General features: G+C 64.1%; 15 protein-coding genes. 5 read left to right on the top strand and 10 right to left on the bottom strand.

Annotated elements, in window-relative coordinates:
* Positions 1-55: 55 nt before the first annotated feature.
* Together ACXAG6_RS06370 and ACXAG6_RS06375 are read left to right on the top strand one after the other, a co-directional pair.
* Positions 56-1837: an IlvD/Edd family dehydratase gene (locus tag ACXAG6_RS06370; RefSeq protein WP_475336154.1), complete on the top strand. Its 1782-nt coding sequence runs from the start codon at positions 56-58 to the stop codon at positions 1835-1837.
* A gap of 72 nt (positions 1838-1909) precedes the next feature.
* Entirely contained in the window at positions 1910-2644 is a 735-nt protein-coding gene (locus ACXAG6_RS06375) for an SDR family oxidoreductase (RefSeq protein ID WP_140013171.1), read from the top strand.
* A 7-nt stretch (positions 2645-2651) separates the two neighbouring features.
* Here the strand turns inward: ACXAG6_RS06375 and ACXAG6_RS06380 are convergent, their stop codons facing one another.
* The 10 genes from ACXAG6_RS06380 to ACXAG6_RS06425 form a co-directional block, all read right to left on the bottom strand.
* Positions 2652-3569 carry a DMT family transporter gene (locus ACXAG6_RS06380; RefSeq protein ID WP_475336157.1) on the bottom strand — a complete coding sequence of 306 codons (918 nt, stop codon included), beginning with the start codon at positions 3567-3569 and terminating at the stop codon, positions 2652-2654.
* 10 nt (positions 3570-3579) lie between these two features.
* Positions 3580-4299, bottom strand: coding sequence for an SDR family oxidoreductase (locus tag ACXAG6_RS06385; RefSeq protein WP_475336160.1), 720 nt, complete (start codon positions 4297-4299; stop codon positions 3580-3582).
* Positions 4296-5189 carry an NAD(P)-dependent oxidoreductase gene (locus ACXAG6_RS06390; RefSeq protein ID WP_475336162.1) on the bottom strand — a complete coding sequence of 298 codons (894 nt, stop codon included), beginning with the start codon at positions 5187-5189 and terminating at the stop codon, positions 4296-4298. The genes ACXAG6_RS06385 and ACXAG6_RS06390 overlap by 4 nt, the downstream gene beginning before the upstream one ends.
* Before the next feature lies 1 nt (position 5190).
* Positions 5191-6255: a Gfo/Idh/MocA family protein gene (locus ACXAG6_RS06395; RefSeq protein WP_475336164.1), complete on the bottom strand. Its 1065-nt coding sequence runs from the start codon at positions 6253-6255 to the stop codon at positions 5191-5193.
* 88 nt (positions 6256-6343) lie between these two features.
* Entirely contained in the window at positions 6344-7837 is a 1494-nt protein-coding gene (locus ACXAG6_RS06400; protein ID WP_475336167.1) for a UxaA family hydrolase, read from the bottom strand.
* A 46-nt stretch (positions 7838-7883) separates the two neighbouring features.
* A complete protein-coding gene (locus ACXAG6_RS06405; RefSeq protein WP_475336169.1) occupies positions 7884-8825 on the bottom strand; it encodes a phytanoyl-CoA dioxygenase family protein in 942 nt (313 codons plus the stop codon).
* Between the two features lie 12 nt (positions 8826-8837).
* The gene (locus ACXAG6_RS06410) at positions 8838-9926 is read right to left on the bottom strand and encodes a mandelate racemase/muconate lactonizing enzyme family protein (protein WP_475336171.1); all 1089 of its coding nucleotides are present in this window, start codon (positions 9924-9926) and stop codon (positions 8838-8840) included.
* A gap of 77 nt (positions 9927-10003) precedes the next feature.
* On the bottom strand, positions 10004-11596 hold the full coding sequence (locus ACXAG6_RS06415; RefSeq protein WP_475336173.1) for a TRAP transporter large permease: 1593 nt from the start codon (positions 11594-11596) through the stop codon (positions 10004-10006).
* 3 nt (positions 11597-11599) lie between these two features.
* Positions 11600-12412, bottom strand: coding sequence for a TRAP transporter small permease subunit (locus ACXAG6_RS06420; protein WP_475336176.1), 813 nt, complete (start codon positions 12410-12412; stop codon positions 11600-11602).
* Between the two features lie 125 nt (positions 12413-12537).
* Positions 12538-13554, bottom strand: a complete 1017-nt coding sequence (locus ACXAG6_RS06425) for a TRAP transporter substrate-binding protein (protein WP_475336178.1) — start codon at positions 13552-13554, stop codon at positions 12538-12540.
* A 246-nt stretch (positions 13555-13800) separates the two neighbouring features.
* Here ACXAG6_RS06425 and ACXAG6_RS06430 point away from each other — a divergent pair, with 246 nt between their 5' ends.
* From ACXAG6_RS06430 to ACXAG6_RS06440, 3 genes are read left to right on the top strand one after another with little or no spacing between them, the layout of a single operon-like run.
* Positions 13801-14511 (top strand): GntR family transcriptional regulator, encoded by a 711-nt coding sequence (locus tag ACXAG6_RS06430; protein WP_475336183.1) that lies wholly within the window; start codon positions 13801-13803, stop codon positions 14509-14511.
* Positions 14512-14553: 42 nt separating this feature from the next.
* The gene (locus ACXAG6_RS06435; RefSeq protein ID WP_475336185.1) at positions 14554-15399 is read left to right on the top strand and encodes a fumarylacetoacetate hydrolase family protein; all 846 of its coding nucleotides are present in this window, start codon (positions 14554-14556) and stop codon (positions 15397-15399) included.
* Positions 15400-15409: 10 nt separating this feature from the next.
* Positions 15410-16366 (top strand): LysR substrate-binding domain-containing protein, encoded by a 957-nt coding sequence (locus ACXAG6_RS06440; RefSeq protein WP_475336187.1) that lies wholly within the window; start codon positions 15410-15412, stop codon positions 16364-16366.
* The last annotated feature ends 11 nt before the right edge of the window (positions 16367-16377 follow it).

Here is a 16377-nt window from a genome sequence, read left to right on the forward strand (position 1 = left end):
TGCCGCAAGCATGTCGCAGGGCGGGGAGGCCCTGAACGCAAGGGAGGCCCCAGCCATGAGCGATACCCGAGCCAACAAGCGATTCCGCAGCCAGGAGTGGTTCGACAACCCCAACAACCCGGGGATGACGGCGCTCTACGTGGAGCGCTACCAGAACCAGGCCTTCACCCGCGAAGAGATTCAGGGCGAGCGCCCGATCATCGGGATCGCGCAGACCGGCAGCGACCTTGCGCCCTGCAACAAGATCCACGTCTTCCTGATGGACAGGATCAAGGCGGGCATCCGCGACGGTGGCGGCATCCCGATGGAATTTCCGGTGCACCCGATTCAGGAAACCGGCAAGCGCCCGACAGCGGCGCTGGACCGTAACCTGAGCTATCTCGGCCTCGTCGAGGTGCTGCACGGCTACCCGATCGACGGCGTGGTGCTGACCACCGGCTGCGATAAGACAACCCCCGCCATGCTGATGGGCGCGGCCACAATGGATATCCCGGCCATCGCCCTCAATGGCGGGCCGATGCTGGACGGCTGGTGGAAGGGCAAGCTGGCGGGCTCGGGCACGATCATCTGGGAGAGCCGCCGCTTGCTGGCCGAGGGCAAGATCGACTACGATGAATACATGGGCCGGGTCTGCGCCTCTGCGCCCTCGCTGGGCCATTGCAACTCGATGGGCACCGCCAGCACGATGAACGCGATGGCCGAGGCGCTGGGCATGTCGCTCACCGGCAACTCCGCCATTCCCGCGCCCTTCCGCGAGCGCATGGCCATGGCCTATGAAACCGGCAAGCGGATCGTGCAGATGGTGCTGGATGACCTGAAGCCCTCCGACATCCTCAGCCGCGAGGCCTTCGAAAACGCGATCATGGTCTGCACCGCCATCGGCGGCTCCACCAACGCGCCGCCGCACCTGCAGGCGATTGCCCGCCATGCTGGCGTCGAACTGGACGTGAAGGATTGGGAGACCATTGGTTTTGACGCCCCGCTCTTGGTAAACATGCAGCCCGCAGGCGAATACCTCGGCGAAAGCTTCTTCCGCGCAGGCGGGGTGCCTGCGGTGATGGGCGAGCTGCTGAAGGCCAGGCGCATCCACGAAGGCGCGATGACCGCGACGGGCTACACCATGGGGGTGAACCTTGCGGGCATCGAGAGTGTGGATACACGGGTCATCAAAACCTGCGCCGAGCCGATGCGCGAGCAGGCGGGCTTCAAGGTGCTCTCGGGCAACCTCTTTGACTCGGCGCTGATGAAAACAAGCGTGATCTCTGAAGACTTCCAGAAGCGCTTTCTCAGCGAGCCCGGCAAAGAGGGCATATTGGAAGCGCGGGCCATCGTGTTCGAGGGCCCTGAGGATTATCACGACCGGATCAATGACCCGTCGCTGGACATCGACGAGCACTGTATCCTCTTCATTCGCGGCGTCGGCTGCGTGGGCTATCCCGGCTCCGCCGAGGTGGTAAACATGCAGCCCCCCGACGCGATGCTGAAAGAGGGCGTCAACCACCTGCCCACCGTGGGCGACGGGCGGCAATCGGGCACCTCCGAGAGCCCGTCGATCCTGAACGCCTCGCCCGAGGCGGTGGTCGGCGGCGGGCTGGCCTATCTCGAAACGGGCGACACCGTGCGCCTCGATCTGGGGGCAAGCCGGATGGATGCGGTGGTAGACGACGCCGAGTGGGCCGCCCGCAAAGAGGCTTGGAGCCCGCCAAAGCTGGAGCATCAAACGCCGTGGCAAGAGATTTACCGCACCCACGTTGGGCAACTGGCGCAGGGCGGCTGCCTTGAGTTGGCAACGGCTTACCAAAAGGTGCGCGAAGCGCTGCCACGCGACAATCACTAGGGGGAGTGGGTTTTACCCACCCTACAGCGGAGACGAACGGCGGGAAAATGACCCGCCCGAAGGGAGGACTTCATGACCAAGAGCATCATCATCACCGGCGGCGGCTCCGGCGTGGGCCGCGCCACCGCAGAAGCGTTCTTTGACGCGGGCTGGAAGGTTGGCCTGATCGGGCGGCGCAAAGAAGCGCTGGAAGAAACGGCAAACGGCCGCGAGGCACTGGTGCTGCCCTGTGACGTAACCGATGAAGCGGCCGTCGAGGCGGCGTTTGCGCAAGCCATGGGCGCTTGGGGCCGGGTCGATGCGGTGTTCAACAACGCCGGTGTCAGCCTCGGGGGCGCGCCGATCGACGAGATCGACGTTGCCGAGTGGCGCAAGCTGATCGACGTAAACGTCACCGGCAGTTTCATCACCGCGCGCGCCGCCTTCGGCGTCATGCGCAAGCAGGAGCCGCAGGGCGGGCGGATCATCAACAACGGTTCTGTCTCGGCCTATGTGCCGCGCTGGGGCTCCGCACCCTACACCGCCTCCAAACACGCCGTCACCGGCCTCACCCGCTCCATCTCGCTCGACGGGCGGCCCTTCAACATCGCCTGCGGGCAGATCGACATCGGCAATGCGCTGACGCCTATGGCCGCCAAGATGCAAAAGGGTGTGCCGCAGGCAGATGGCTCCATCGAGGTTGAGCCGGTGATGGATGTCAGCCATGTGGGCAGCTCTGTGCTGCACATGGCCGAGCTGCCGCTGGAGGCCAACGTGCAATTCATGACGGTGATGGCAACCAACATGCCCTACATCGGGCGGGGCTGATCGGCGGTTAGAAGTTCGGGTGGGCGGCGTCGATGATCTGGCGCTTCCGCACGGCGCGCTCGCGCTGCCAGATGTAAAGGCCGGAGCCGATGATGATAAGGCCGCCTGCGAGCGTCCAGATCGTCGGCCACTGGCTGAACACCAGAATACCGGAAACCGCAGCCAGAAAGATCTGGCTATAGACCATGGGCGCGAGGATGGAGGCATCGGCCCAGCGGTGCGCCGTGGTGGCGAGGATATGGCCGAACATGCCAAAGCCGCCGATGGCGAAGAGCACGGCGATCTGGGTTGCGGTTTCGGGCCATGTCCAGACGGAGGCGGCGAAGGGGGCGAGCACCACGGAGGCCAGCCCGGCGGACCAGACTTGCTGGGTGGCATTGGTTTCGATTCCGGCGAGCATCCGCGTCATCACGAAGTAGAGCGAGGCGGAGATCAGCGCGCCGAGCGAGAAGAACATCGCCGGGTGCCACTCTGCCCCCCAGGGCTGGATCACCACCAGCACACCGATGAAGCCGGTGGCCACGGCGAGGAAGCGGCGCAGCCCCACGGTTTCGCCCAGCAGCGGGATGGCCAGCAGCGTCACGACGATGGGGCCGGCGAACATGATCGTCGTGGTCACGGTGATCGGCAGATACTTCAGCGCGAAGAAGTTGAGCACGGTGGAGCCGAAGAGGAAGGTGGAGCGCAGAAATTGCTTGAGCGGCGCGCGCGAGCGGAAGCAACCCAGCCCCTCCTGCGGCAGGTAGATGGCGCAGGCATAGACGAAGTGCCCGAAGTAGCGCGCGAAGACCACCACCAGCACCGGCAGGCCGGTGAGCGTGAGCCACTTGGCCGAGGTGTCGATGCAGATGAAAAAGCACACCGCAAGCAGCATGGTGACAACGCCCGCGGCGGTGCGGTCTTCTCTGGGGAGTGGTTCGCTCAAGGATTGCGCCTCAGTTCGACATTCCGCCATCAATGGCGATGCACTGCCCGGTCATGTAACGGCTTTCATCGCTGCCGAGGTAAAGGGCAAGGTCTGCAATCTCCTGCGGCAGCCCGATGCGGCCCATCGGCTGGCGGGCAACAAAGGCCTTCATCGCGGCCTCGTAATCGCCGGTGGCCCGCAGGCGCTCGTGTAGCGAGGGGCTGTCAACGGTGCCGGGGCAGATCGCATTGCAGCGGATGCCGTCGGCTATGCAATCGGCGGCGACCGACTTGGTAAGCCCCAGCACGGCGGCCTTGGACGTGCCATAAACGAAACGGTTGGGCACGCCCATGATCGAGGAGGCCACCGAGGCGATGTTCACAATCGCCCCACCACCCTTGCCCCGCAAAATCGGCAACGCGGCTTGAATCGCGTGCATCTGAGCACGGACGTTGAGGTTGATGGCAAAGTCGAGGTCGCCGTCACTGGCCTCTTCGATGGTGCCCGCGTGCACGACCCCGGCGCAATTGACCAGAATGTCAGGCGCGGCGGCCTGGATGGCCGAGGTCAGCGCCGCACGGTCGAGCACGTCGAGCGCAAAGGTTTCCGCATCCAGCCCTTCCAGCAGGTCGGCCTTCAGGTCGGTCGCCACCACCTCCGCGCCCTCGCGGGCAAAGGTTTCGGCAATCGCCCGGCCAATGCCCTGACCGGCGGCGGTGATGAAGGCTTTCTTGCCTGCGAGTCTCATTTCGGATCCTTTCCGAGGTTGCCGCCCATCCAATCGACCAGTTCTGGCACCATGATATCCCCCGAGCCACCGTCGCGGGCCTCGCGCAGGGTGGCGTCTGTGGCGGTCGACATGCGGCTGTTGAGCCCGAGGTCCGCCGCCATCTGGCGATAATACCCCACGTCCTTCGCGCCATTGGTGACGGAGAAGGCCAAGTCGATCTGGCCGCCGGTGGCATAGTTCTTGATGAAGTCCATCATGCCCGAATGGTTCGGGCCGGCGGCCATCACGTCATAAAGCGCGCCGCGCTCAATGCCCGCCGCATCGGCCATGGCAAAGGCCTCTGACATGGCCGAAGCCGTTGTCATCGCATAGAAGTTGTTGATCAGCTTGATCGTGTGCCCGTTGCCGGACTTGCCGAGGTGAAAGACGTTCTCGCCCAGCGTGTCGAGCACCGGTTTCACCTTGTCGTAGGCGGCCTTGTCGCCCGCGCACATGATGTTCAGCTCACCCTTCTCGGCATGGGCCGGGGTGCGCCCCAGCGGCGCGTCGAGATAGGTGGCGCCCTTCTCGGAAAGGTCGGCGGCGATCTTCTGGGTGGAGGCGGGCAGCGAGGTGCCAAAGTCGATCACCACCTGCCCGGGCTTGGCCCCGGCCAGCACGCCATCCTCGCCGTAAATGCGGCCTTCCACATGCTCGGACGTGCCCATGCAGAGCATCACGATGTCCGCAGCCTCAGCCAGCGCGCGGGCGCTCTCGGCCTCAGAGCCACCGCGTGAGATCGCCTCTTCAATGCCGCTGCGGTCCCGGTTGCCAAGCGCAATCACCGGGTGGCCCGCCGCTTGCAGACAGCCCACCATGGCGCGGCCCATGAGGCCGAGACCGATGAAGCCAATGGTTTCCTTGCTCATTTCATACTCCCGTGTAGTCGCCCGGCACCTCTGCCGGGGTGATTGGCTTGTCGCTCTTGCCCGACAAGGCGGCGGCAAGTGTCATTTCCATTGCAGCGATTCCGTCGGCGCCGATGCAAAGCACGCTGTCTTGCCCGCCTGCGACGACTGCGGCGAAACGTTCGATCTGGGCAAGCAGCGGGTCGATCCGCCCAAAGCCCGCTCCCTCTTCCCGCACCAGCGGCTTCGACCACTCAATCTCACCCGGCGCGGATCGCCCCCAGCGGGTGAGCGAAGGGAAAGCCAGCGCGCCCTCGGTGCCGACGATACGAATGTAATCCTCGCCCGACCCGGCGATGGCCGGGTTCTCATAGCTCGCCGCCTCGAAAGACCAGGGTGAGGCCCCGGCGTCGGAGATAAGGAAGGAGCCAAGTGCCCCGTTGGCGAAGCGGAAGGCCACGGCGGCGGTGTCTTCAATCACGAAGCCGCGCCGGGCGGAGGAGAGCAGGGCGGTGGCCTCTGTCATGTCGCCCACGAAGAAGCGCAGCAGGTCGATCTCATGGGTGAGGTTCGTCAGCAGCGGTCCTGCACCGGGGGCGCGGCGCCAGTCGACATCATAGTAGGTGTTGTGCTTGCGCAGGCTCCAAAGCCCCTGCACGCCGACCATCTCGCCTATTCCTTCCAGCGCCTCGCGGGCGGCGATGGAAAAGGTGTGGCAGCGGCGGTGGTGGCCGGTGAAAAGCGGAAGGCCAGCAGCCTCCGCCTCGGCCACCACGGCGCGGGCCTCGTCGAGCGTGGCGGCGGTGGGCTTTTCAACCAGCACGGCCCAGCCACGCGAGAGGCAGGCGGAGGTGCTTGCGGCGTGGTCGCCCGTGGGGGTGGCGATGACGGCGGCGCGGGTGTGTGGCGGCACTTCTGCCAACGAACCCACAGCGCAAAGGCCCTGCGCAGCCAACTCCGCCCGGCGGGGGGCATAGGGCTCCACCACGGCGGTGATCTCCACGGCGGGCGAAGCGGTGCTCACCTCGACGTGGCGCATGCCAATGGAGCCTGCACCGACGATGCAAAGAGGCAGCGGAGCGGTCACGGGCGAGGACGTCTCGAAGGACAGACGAGCCGCATGTGGCTCATCGCGAGCATCGCCCGCTCTTCGCCCTGAATTGCGGCGAGCCCCCTCACATCACCGCCCCGATCTGCCAAGGGACGAACTCGTAGTCGCCAAGCCCCTGCGCTTCAGACTTGCTCTGCTCGCCCGAGGCCATGCGCAGCCACATCTCGTAAATCTCGCGGCCCACTTCCTCGACGGAAGCGCCTCCGGTGAGGATGCGGCCGGCGTTCACGTCCATATCCTCGGTCATCCGGTTGAACATCTCGGTGTTGGTGGCGACCTTCATCGACGGGCTGGGCTTGGCGCCAAAGGCGGAGCCGCGCCCGGTGGTGAAGCAGACGAGGTTGCAGCCCGAGGCGATTTGCCCCGTCACGGAGGCCGGGTCGTAGCCCGGGGAATCCATGAAAGTGAAGCCCTTGGCGGTGACTTCCTCGGCATATTTGTAAACGCCAGTCAGCGGCGTGGTGCCGCCCTTGGCCGCCGCGCCGAGCGACTTCTCAAGAATGGTCGTCAACCCACCCTTCTTGTTGCCGGGCGAGGGGTTGTTATCCATCGAGCCCTTGTTGCGGGCGGTGTAATCCTCCCACCACTTGATGAGGCCAATGAGCTTTTCGCCGGTCGCACGGTCTACCGCGCGGGCAGTCAGCAGGTGCTCGGCGCCGTAGATCTCAGGCGTCTCGGCCAGCACGCCGGTGCCGCCCTGCGCCACCAGCAGATCGCAGGCATAGCCCACGGCGGGGTTGGCGGTGACGCCTGACCACGCATCGGAGCCTCCGCATTGCAGGGCGACCGTGAGATCGGAGGCCGGGCAGTCTTCGCGCTGCACGTCGTTGACCAGCGGCAGCATGGCCTCGATCTTCTTGATGCCCAGCTCGACGGTTTTGCGCAGCCCGCCGACATCCTGAATGTTCATGGTCTGGAACAGCGGGCCGGGGACGAGGCCGTAGGCTTCGATCAGCCAGTCGATCTGGTTCATCTCGCAGCCCAGCCCGGCCATCAGCACCGCGCCGATGTTGGGGTTCTTGGCGTAGCCCCACATGACCCGTTGCAGCGCCTCGAACCCATCGCCATCGCCCGCCATGCCGCATCCCGTGCCGTGCACGAAGGCCACCACGCCATCGACGTTGGGATAGGCTTGGAGCGTGTCCGGGGTGAAATGCGCGGCGATCATCCGGGCGGCGGTGGCCGAGCAGTTCACCGAGGTCAGCACGGCGATGTAATTGCGGGTGCCGACCTTGCCGGAGGCGCGGCGGTAGCCTTTGAAGGTGTCGCGCTGCGCCGCCGGTTCGACAGGCCGCAGGTTGGTGGAAAACTCGTAAGCCGTGTCGACGTTGCGAAATTCGAGGTTGTGCGAATGCACATGCGCCCCTGCCGGGATCTCCTCCGCCGCATAGCCGATCACCTGCGCATATTTTCGCACCGGCGCGCCCTTGGCGATATCCTCAACGGCCATCTTGTGGCCACGCGGGATCAGCTGGGTGGCACCCTCTGTGCCAACTTCCAGCGGGCTGATGGCGGTGACAACGTTATCATCGGGAGAGAGGCGAACGGTTTGGCTCATATTGGCTCCGGGATGGTGGGCAAATTGCCCACCCTACAGGGGTGGATCAGGCGCAGACGGGGGCGTTGCCGTCCCATCGGTGAATCGGGATATGCGGCTCGGGCGCGAGGCGCGTGCGGGTGTCTTCCCACATCTGCTTCCAGATGCGCCAGTCCTTCAACTCGCTTTCCGGCTTGGCCCGAGAGCGGGCAACAAAATCGGGGAAGTGGGCGCGCCCGGTGGGCTGGCCGGTAACATTGTAGCGGATGTCAAAGGACCAGCGAAAATCATCGGCCACGTTATCCAGCGAGGCATGGGGCGTCAGCGGATGAAAGATCACCGCGCCGCCCGCCTTTACCGGCAGGGGGCGGGCCTTGCTCTCGTCCAGCAGGCCGGGGGCGATGGAGGTCTGCTTTTGCGGGCAATGCGGATACATTTGCGGCTTGCCGGGCACCACCTGAAGGCAGCCATTCTCCAGCGTGGCATCGGAAATCGCCAGCCACACGGTCACCATCTGCGTGTTGTCGCCCTCGGCATGGGCCACGGCGCGATCCTGATGCCAGTCGGTGGCCTGAATATGCGCGGTGGTTTCGCCCGCGCGCAGGGTGCGTGAGGGTGGCTTGAGGCGGACGTGCTGGATTGGGTTGGAGGTGATCTCGGGCCCGATCAGCGACTCCACCATATCCAGCAACCGCTCGCAGCGGAGCATCTCGAAAACCGCGGGGCCCTGATGCATCGGCGTGTCGGCGGTAAACGCGCCGCCGGGCAGGGTAATATCCATCGGCTGAAACCACTCGCACCCCGCCTCGTAGCTCACCAGCAGCTTCTGCCAAAAGTCCATGCCCTCCGACGCGGGCACCCGGCCCTCGGCGTGCCAGCCCTCGTAGAGCCGGTCGAGCAGGGCGGTGTATTCGGCCTTCACACCCTCCAGCACGGGGACGGGGAGCACGTCTTCAACAACGAGCACGCCTTCGGTGTTGAAGGTTTCAATCTGGGCTTGGGTGAGCATTCTGGCTTCTCCTCAGGCGCGGCAGGCGTCCAGTTTGTCCCAGTCGAACGCCATGCCGTGGCCCGGGTTCTCGGGCGCGGTGACATGGCCTTCCACCACGGTCAGCGGGGTTTCGATGTAGTCGTTCAGCCCAAAGCTGTGGGTCTCCATGAAGCTCCGGTTGGGGCAGGCGGCGAGCAGGTGAACTGTGACGTCATGGGCGCCGTGGCTGGTGACGGGCAGATGGTGGGCCTCGGCCAGCGCGGCGATTTTCATGAAGCCGGTCACACCGCCGCAGCCGGTGACGTCAGGCTCAGGGTAGCTAACGCCCTTGCTGTCGATCAGCGTCTTGAACTCCCAGAGCGTGCGCAGGTTTTCCCCGGTGGCCAGCGGGATGCCCCCTTCGGAGAGAATGCGGGCGTGCCCCGCCGGATCGTCTGGCGGGATAGGCTCTTCAAACCACGTCAGGTCAAACTCGCGAAAGGCGCGAGCGGCGCGAATGGCACCATCGACGGTGAACTTCATGTTGGCGTCGGTCATCAGCGGCATATCCGGGCCAAAGGCCTCTCGCATCCCCGCCATCCGAGCCACGTCCTCGCGCAGCGCATCGCGGCCGCATTTGATCTTGATGTGGCGGTGCCCGGCCTCGAAGTTGCGGTGAGTCTGCTCCACCAGCTCTTCCGGCGACAGGTGCAGATCGACCCCGCCCATATAACAGGGCACACGTGCGTCATATCCACCAAGAAGCCGCCAGAGCGGCAGAGCGGCGCGCTTGGCCTTCAAATCCCACAGCGCAATGTCGAGCGCCGAAAGTGCCATAACAGTCGGGCCGCCGCGCCCGCCGTAGTGGCAGGCCCACCAGAGATCTTTCCAGATCGCTTCAATCAGGTCGGCGTCGCGGCCCGCCACCCGCGGGGCCATCTCGCGGGTGAGAATATCGGCAATCGCGCCGCCGTTCACGCCGCAGGTATAGGTGTAGCCCACGCCCTCCGCGCCGTCAGAGTCGGTGACGCGGGCGGTGATAACCTCGAAATTCTCCATCGCGCCGTGCATCGAGTCTTCGAGCACCTGCGGCAGTGGGATGATGTAGTGGTCGGCCTGAAGGCGGTCGATCTGGGCCATGGAATTGCAAGCTCCTTGCGGCCTGAAAAATGGAAGCGCCGGGGCGAGGCTATGCCGCCCCGGCGGATATCAATGCCTCAGAGGAACACCGAGACAATCGGCGGCCAAATCAGCAGCACCGAGAGGGCCAGCAGCTGGAGGCAGATGAAGGGCAAGAAGCCACGGAAGATCGCCGTGAGGGTGATGTGCGGCGGAGCCACGGACTTCAGGTAGAAGGCCGCAGGGCCGAAGGGTGGCGAAAGGAAGCTGACCTGCATGTTCATACAGAACACCACACCAAACCAGATCGCCACGTGGCGCGGGTTCAGCTCGCCGAAGATGCCGATATCCTCAACCGGCAGCTTCAGCACGATCGGCAGGAACACCGGCATGATCAGCAACACGATGCCGACCCAATCCATGAACATCCCCATGATGAGGAAGATCAGCATCATTGCCAGGATCACACCCATGGTGGGCAGTTCGGCAGCAACGATCAGGTTGGCCACATAGGTTGGCCCGCCCGCGAGCGTGTAGGCCGCAGCAAGTGCGGCCGCGCCGATGGTCACCCAGATGATCGTGCCGGTGGATTTGAGCGTGCGCATCAGGCTGTCCCAGACGATATCAAAGCTCATCTCACGGCGCAGAACCGAGATGGTGAACACTGCCACCACGCCCATGCCCGCCGCTTCGGTGATGCCGGTGATACCCATGTAGATCGAGCCGAGCACCACGCCGATAACGATGATCGGCGCAACGAGGCCCTTGCCCATTTCCCAGCCCTCGCGGGTCTGCTCGCGGCCTACAAGGAACACCGCCGCAAGGCACAGCGCGAAGGCACCCGCGAGCCAGGGCATATGATAGACCATGCCGAGCGCAATCGGGTCGATCCCCTCGATCACGTAGCCCTCGCCGGTGGCCCAGAAGAATGCCGCGCGCAGGAAGAGCACGCCGGTGATCCAGAGGCCGAAGTAGGCGAGGAAGCCGAGGAAGCGAAGGCCCTTTTCCTTGCCCACCACTGCGCCTTCTTCCTCCGGCGGAAGCGGGGCCAGCGAGGGGTTCAGGTTGGTGCGGATCAGGATGTAGACGATGAAGAAACTGGCCAGCATGAAGCCAGGTAGGAAGGACGCGGTGAAGAGCGCCTTGATCGAGGTTTCCGTTACCAGACCGTAAAAGATCAGCACGATGGACGGCGGGATCATGGTGCCAAGGCTGCCGCTTGCACAGATCGTGCCGATGGCGAGGTTCTGATTATAGCCCAAGCGGAGCATCTGCGGCAGGGCAATGAGGCCCAGCAGCACCACTTCGCCGCCAATGATCCCCGACATTGCCGCCATGATCACGGCCATGATCGATGTGACGATGGCAATGCCGCCGCGCATCCGGCTCAGCCAGACGTTCAGCGAGTTGTACATGTCCTTGGCAATGCCCGTTCGTTCCAGCAGGGCGGCCATGAATATGAACAGGGGTATCGAGATCAGAACGTAGTTCGTCATCTGTCGATACACCGCCTGCCCGAGCACCGAGAAGGGGCCCTTGCCGAAGGTGCGGAACAGGATGTCGACGTCAAACTTGAGGATCAGCGTCACCACCGCAAGGAAGGCGGAGGCAAAGCCAAGGGGCATGCCGATGGCAAGCAGGATGAACATGCCTGCAAGGACGAGCAGGCTGAGGGTGCCGATATCGACCATGGATCAGTCCTCCAGCGTCTTGCGAATGTTTTCGATTTCTTGCTCGTCAAGCTCGTCGGTGTGGTGCTCGGGGGCCTTGTTCCAATCCGCGATGAGGTTGGACACGGCCTGAACGGCGACGAGACAGATGATGAACAGAATGGCGGCCTTCATGGTGCCCGGAATGGGCGGATCCCACGCGGTGCCGAAGGTCTCCATCCGCAGCAGGCGGGTCTTGGCATCGCCGTAGCCGCCCCAGACGAGGGCGAAGGTGAAGCCGAGGATGAGGCCGACCGACACGCAATCGGCGGTCTTCTGCGCCCAGCGGGGCATGATGTCGTAGATCACGTAGATGCGGATGTGGCTGCGCTGCTGCATGGCGTATTGCCCGGCAAACAGAAAGACCACGCCCGCGATCCAGAGCGAAAGCTCGTTGGCCCAAAGCGTCGGCCGCGAGAAGACGTAACGCGAGACCACCTCGTAGAACATGACGATAACGATCAGCGCGATCATGATCATCGCCATTCGCGAGGTCACAAGCGACAGAATGTCGAAAAACCCGCCGGGCTTGTCTTCGATCGCGCCAATGAAGTCCGAAAGGTAGATCGACCCGAAGAGAATGGCGCCAAGTAGGCTGCCAAGCATCGCCCAGACAATCGGCTTGCCGGCCGGGCGGATCATTTCGTGCATGCCATAGGCATCTTCGGAGATCAGGTTGTTGACCACCAGCCAAAGCCAGATCAGCAGGGCCACGGCGGTAAAACCAATCGCGGCCATCCGCACCGGGCCTCGGAGCGATCCGAGCCAAACACTTTCTTTTTCGAGAATTTCCGACACGGCGCGCCTCCCCAAGCGGTCATGTTTCAGGTGCAGCGCTTGTGCTGCGAAGGTGCGATGAGCCCCGGCGGGCGGGGCTCATCGGTGTGTCCGGGCGCACCTCGCAGCGCGCCCGGATCAAGCGATTACTCGCTGATCAGACCGAGCTGCGAGAGGTAGGCCTTGTGGCTTTCCAGCAGGGCAGCAGCCTCGGGCGAACGGGTGCCCCAGTCGTCCCATGCAGCCTGAGCGGCCTTGCGGAACTCGGCGCGGTCTTCCTCGGACCATGCGTGAAGGGTCACACCTTGCTCGGTGAGCATCGCAGCAGCTTCGGCGTTGGCCTTCTCGTTGGAGAGGGCGATCTGGAAGCTGAGCTTCTGCCATGCCGTGTCGATGATCCGGCGCTGCTGCTCGGTCATGCCGTCCCAGACGTCCTTGTTACAGGCAAGGTGGTCAGAGGGCATGGAGTGGAAGCCCGGGTAGGTGGCGTGCTTCACGATGTCGTAGAGGCCGAGGCCCACATTGTTGGCCAGGCCCGAGGCGTCAGCACCGTCGATGATGCCGGTTTCCAGCGCGGTGAAGATCTCGGTGAAGTCCATCACGATCGGCGAGGCGCCGAGCTTTTCGAAGATCTCGGTTTCCATGCCCGGGGGCGAACGGAACTTCCAGCCTTTCAGGTCTTCGAAGCCAGCGATGGGCTTGGAAGACGAAAGGCTCTCCTGGCCGTAGATCGACCAACCGATAAGCTGCATGCCCTGGGCGTTGTAGAGCTCCTGCGCAGCGGCGTAGCCGTCACCGTAGTAGAGCCAGGAATACTGCTGCCACGGGGTGTCGTAGCCGCCCATGATGTCGCCGACGAACTGGAACGCCGGGTTCTTGCCGGTCTGGTAGGCACCGCCGGTGGCGTCGCAATCGACGATGCCGTTGATGGCGGCGTCGAAGGTCTCGGTCGTGGCAACCACGGACGAAGAGTAGAACATCTCGACGGTGATATCACCGCCTGACATGGTCTGAACATCATCAATCCAGGTGGCCAGCGCCTGCCCGGTGGGGTGCTCGGTGGCGTAGTGGGTCTGAATCCGAAGCGTGATCGGCTCCGCGGACACGGCACCTGCCATAAGGGCAGCAGCAGTGGCCGTCGTGAAAACGGTCGAAAGTTTCATAGAGTTATCCTCCCTGCGCGGCCCTTTCCCTCCCCGGGATGAACCGCTTTTCATACGGCGCGTCCTCCAACGCGCGGCGAAAGATGGCATACCATCTGGAGCGGGACGCTAGCCGAAGCGTGGTCGACAATCAACGACTTTTGGTATACCAAATTTTCCGGAGAGGCACTTTTTGATGGTTGAACATTCGGCGTTTGCCCAAGTTCTGCCCGTGCCGTGGAGGGAATCGCGGGGAAGAGGCGGAATATGGCGGATAAACTGCTACCGGAGCAGATCGCGAAGCGTCTGCGGCGTGAAATACTGAGGGGCGCGCTGCGTCCGGGTGCTTCCATAAAGGAGCGCGACAACGCCGCAGAACTGGGCGTGAGCCGCACGCCGATGCGCGAGGCGATTCGCATTCTGTCGCTGGAAGGTCTGGTCGAGCTGCGCCCCTCGCGCAGCCCCATCGTGGCCGACCCGACATGGAAAGAGGTCGTGGACAATCTAGAGGTGCTGAAGGCGTTAGAGCTGCTCTCCGGCGAGCTTGCCGTGGCGCATGCGACCGAGGCCGAAATAGATGCCGCCGCCGCCGTGCAGGCCCGGATGGAGGAACTCGCCCCAACCACCGACGAGATCGACCTGTTCGAAATCGACATGGAGTTTCACAGTGCCATCGTCCGCGCCTCCGGCAACCCGGCTCTGGCAGAAACCCACGGTACCTATCTTGCCAAGCTCTGGCGCGCGCGGTTTTTGGGCAGCCGGATCGGGCGCAGCCAGCAACGTGTGTTCGACGAGCACAACGGCATCATTCAGGGCCTGCGCGACCGTGACAAGCGCAAGGTCAAAGTCACCATTTCGGCCCACCTCGATGCGCTGCGTCGCCAGATCCGCCGACATTTCGATACCAACACCCGCGTCGGCGAGTTGCAGCCCGGCGCACCTGCAAATGCCCCGGAGCCCACTCCTAACGTCAAGTGACGGCCCCGGACAGTGAACACTCAACAAAGGAAATGAGACTTTATGAAACTCTTGCGTTTTGGCCCCGCAGGCGCGGAAAAGCCCGGCATTCTCGACGGTGAAGGCAAGGTCCGCGACCTGTCCGGCAAGGTCGGCGAGCTTGCGGGCGAGGGCGTTTCACTCGAAGCGCTCGATGCGATCCGCGCGCTCGACGTGGCAAGCCTTCCGGTGGTCGAAGAGCCCGGCCGGATCGGCAGCTGCGTGGCCTCGGTGCCCAACTTCTTCTGCATCGGCCTGAACTACACCAAACACGCCGAAGAGACCGGCGCGGAGCCGCCCAAGGAGCCGATCATCTTTTCGAAGGCGAGCAGCGCCTTGAGCGGCCCCTTCGACACGGTCGTCATTCCGCGCGACTCCGCCAAAAGCGACTGGGAGGTCGAGCTTGGCGTCGTGATCGGCAAAGAGGCCCTCTATGTCTCCGAGGCCGATGCTCTGAGCTACGTGGCCGGATATTGCACCATCAACGATGTGTCCGAGCGCGAATTCCAGATCGAGAAGGGCGGCCAATGGATCAAGGGCAAATCCGCCCCCACCTTCGGCCCGACCGGCCCTTACCTCGTTACCGCCGACGAGGTGGCAGACCCGCAAAAGCTGCGCGTTTCGCTCGACCTCAACGGCGAGACGGTGCAGGATTCCAACACCGATGACATGATCTTCACCGTGGCCCAAATCATCAGCTACATGAGCCGTTTCATGAAGCTCCAGCCCGGTGACATCATCGCCACCGGCACGCCCTCGGGCGTGGGCATGGGCATGAAGCCGCAGCGCTTCCTCAAGCCCGGCGACGTGATGGAGATCGAGGTGGAGGGCCTTGGCCGCCAGCGGCAGGAGACCGTGGCGGCAGAGTAAGGAAACAGGGATGGCACGAACGGAAAACCTGAATGCCATCCTCTATTTCGAGTCGGTGGCGCGGCGGGGCACGCTCTCCCGCGCTGCCGAAGAGCTTTCGGTGTCCCCCTCCGCCGTCAGCCAGCAGATCAAGCTCTTGGAGCAGCAGCTCGGCGTAAAGCTGTTTCGCCGCGACGGGCGGCAGCTGTCGCTGACGCTGGAGGGCGAGCAGCTTTACCAATCGGCGGGCACCGCGCTGCGGATGCTGAAGGATGCGCGGCAAAACCTCGGGCGCTCGCGCGAGACCCGGCGCTTGAACCTGCGCGTGGCGCCCAGCTTCGGCGTGCTCTGGCTCGGGCCCCGGCTGTCGCGCTTCGTCGAAAAGCACCCGGAGTGGGAGTTGCGCGTGGACGCCGCGCCCGACCCCACCGATTTTGACCGCGAAATCATGGACCTCGACATTCGCTACGGCACCGGCAACTGGGGTGGCATGCATGTGGAGCCGGTGGTGGACGATCACATTCTGCCGCTGGCAACGCCGGCCTATCTGGCCGCGCTGGGGGGCAACCCGCTGGAGACGGGCCGGTTCATCGATTCCGCCCGCAACCTCTGCCAATGGGACACGTGGTTGCTGCGCAATGGCATCGAAACCCCCGCCAACCGAAAGAGCCTGCTGATGGACCGCTCGTCCATGGCCCTACAACTTGCGCTGGACGGTATGGGCATTGTGCTGGAGTCGCTGGCCGTGGCGAGTGCCGAGGTGGCGGAGGGGCGGCTGGTGCCGGTCATGCCCGATCTGCCGGTGCTGCGGTTTCCGGCGCATTGGGCGATCTGCCCGAGCCGCTATCTAAACCGAAAAGCGGTGCAGATCTTCCTTGGATGGATCTCGGAAGAGGCCGAGCGGCATGGGCGCGAGGTCGAGGAAATCGTGGCGCGGCATAGTTTGACGGTGGAAAGCTTCGAGAGCGCAGCGGAACTGGCGGGGTAGGGGAGCTGCTC

The sequence above is a fragment of the Vannielia sp. ABF1_015 genome (assembly GCF_056160745.1).